The sequence below is a fragment of the Synechococcus sp. R55.7 genome (genome assembly GCF_047461955.1).
Lineage (GTDB): Bacteria > Cyanobacteriota > Cyanobacteriia > Thermostichales > Thermostichaceae > Thermostichus.
On the sequence record NZ_JANSIC010000002.1, the window covers coordinates 4,070 to 6,273 of the forward strand.

2 protein-coding genes are annotated in these 2,204 nt (G+C 53.7%); both read left to right on the forward strand.

Annotated features, from left to right (window positions below; translation table 11 throughout):
• The first annotated feature begins 799 nt into the window (after positions 1 to 799).
• The gene (locus NW820_RS00235) at positions 800 to 1,507 is read left to right on the forward strand and encodes a cob(I)yrinic acid a,c-diamide adenosyltransferase (protein WP_414406354.1); all 708 of its coding nucleotides are present in this window, start codon (positions 800 to 802) and stop codon (positions 1,505 to 1,507) included.
• Between the two features lie 123 nt (positions 1,508 to 1,630).
• Positions 1,631 to 2,204, forward strand: a 574-nt coding sequence (gene dcd / locus NW820_RS00240; protein WP_414406355.1) for a dCTP deaminase, incomplete at its 3' end; no start/stop codon positions are given.

Below are 2,204 nucleotides of genomic sequence, written 5' to 3' on the forward strand. Positions count from 1 at the left end.
AGAAATAGAGATTAAATTAAGTAGAAAACATTGGCCTTGAGACCGGTAAGAAAAATGATCAAAGAGGCGATCTCTTGAAGAAGACGACCTCAGAGTATAAAAGGCACGCAATTCTTTACGCTTCTGCTAAATCAGATGCTGGTTTTCAAAAAAGTATTGTCAATAATCCATTTTTTGACGAAGATGATTGACGAATTTATATTTCTTCACTCTCGAGGTTAGAAATTAACTCCTTGGACTTTTGGTTACAATTCTCTCTACTACGAATGTTCGCTAATGTGTAGGCCTACCCGGCTCCCGACCAAATGTATAGTTATTTTAAAAATGACTATCTCTCCTGGTGGACAAGGCTTTTGGGGTAGGTTGACCCTTGCTCCTCTCTCGTGGGTGGGCTGCTGGTACTGGCATTCCTGTTTGTGAGAGTTAATCTTATTTGGAAGAAATTGATCTTTTTCTCAAATTTTTATAGAGCACCTCTATACTCAAGTGAGATAGCCCCACACACAAGCTTCTGGGCTAGGCCTGAAATTTTATTGAGATCCCCTGTCAAAGCTTTTCAGGTATTGCCTCTTGTGCCAAAAGGCTAGGATGGGCAAGGATTGTATTTTCTATTACTCTATTGGGGATGATTTGTATGCCAGCTAGAAGCAGAACCGACTCATTGACGGATACGCACAGGTGGTGTTTCATGGAATCCATAGCCGACGCTCTCCACCACTTGTAGGCCCTATAACCTAGGGCCGTGTTCTCTAGCCTGCTCGCGAGATAGAACGTGGTTTGCACTGCTTCTCCAAATCCTATGCCTTCCTCCAAGGATGCCGCTCCTGTAGCCCGCGCCAAACAGCCTGCGGCTCAAGCCAGCCCTGCTGCCGGCGAGCTTTTCCTTCAGCAGAATGGATCCCTCTCCGCCCAGTTGGTTCCCCAGGGATCCCTGCAGCTTTACACCCACCCCAGCCGGGGCATGTTTACGCCCGTCATGGCTCAGGCGATGCGCTTGGCAGGCCAGGGAACGCGGGTGCTGATCGTGCAATTTCTCAAGGGTGGGATCAATCAGGGGCCCGAAAATCGTCTCTCCCTGGGCAGATCCTTGGAGTGGGTTCGCTGTCGCCTGCACCGGTGCATCGATACACCTCACCTAGAGCCTGAGGAGCGGGTGGCATTGGATGAGCTGTGGCAATTTACCCAGGAGGCTGTCAGGAGTGGCCGCTATGACTTGGTGGTGTTGGATGAGCTGAGCTTGGCTGTGAAGTTGGGCCTGATCTCAGAAGCGGAAGTGCTGAGCTTAATCGACCAGCGCCCCATCTCCATGGACATGGTGATCACCGGGCCGGAGATGCCAGATTCGTTTCTGGAGCGGGCCGACTTGATCACGCAGTTGCGCCTACGTGGCATCCCAGGCCCAGGGCTGCGCACTGCCGATGGGAATGTTGCCTGTTCTCTGGATCCCCCTCAAGTCAGCGGCACAGGTGCTATGCCTACAGCAGCCCATGTTGCTCCGCACCGCTAGCGCAAACAGTTTCCGCTCCGAAAGACCTAGGCAACACGGGTCGCGTCAGGGGGGCGGAGTCCCAATAAGACTGGAGCTTGTCCACCAGATGTGCCCTCACTCTCCAGGAAGCCGGCTGTAGCCATGTTGAAAAACGACCGCTGGATCTGTGAGCAAGCGCGGCGAGGGATGATCGAGCCCTTCTGTCCTGAGCTGGTGCGCGCTGTTGAGTCTCGGCCTGTTTTGAGTTACGGGCTGTCCTCCTACGGCTACGACATCCGCCTGTCGCCGGTGGAGTTCAAGATCTTTCGCCATGTGCCCGGCACGGTGGTGGATCCCAAGCGGTTTAACCCCAAGAATCTGGAAGCGGTGGAGCTGCACCACGACGAGATGGGGGATTACTTTATCATCCCGGCCCACTCCTATGGGTTGGGGGTGTCTTTGGAGCGGCTGCAAGTTCCGGATAACATTACCGTGATCTGCATTGGCAAATCTTCCTATGCCAGGGTGGGCCTGATTGCCAACCTGACGCCCGCTGAGGCGGGATGGCGGGGTTATCTCACCCTGGAGTTTTCCAACGCCTCCAGCGCCGACTGCCGTGTGTACGCTAACGAAGGGGTGGTACAGCTTCTGTTTCTGGAAGGGGATCCCTGCCAAGTGACCTACGCCGACCGCGCTGGCAAGTATCAGGATCAGCCGCAGCAGGTGGTGGTGGCCA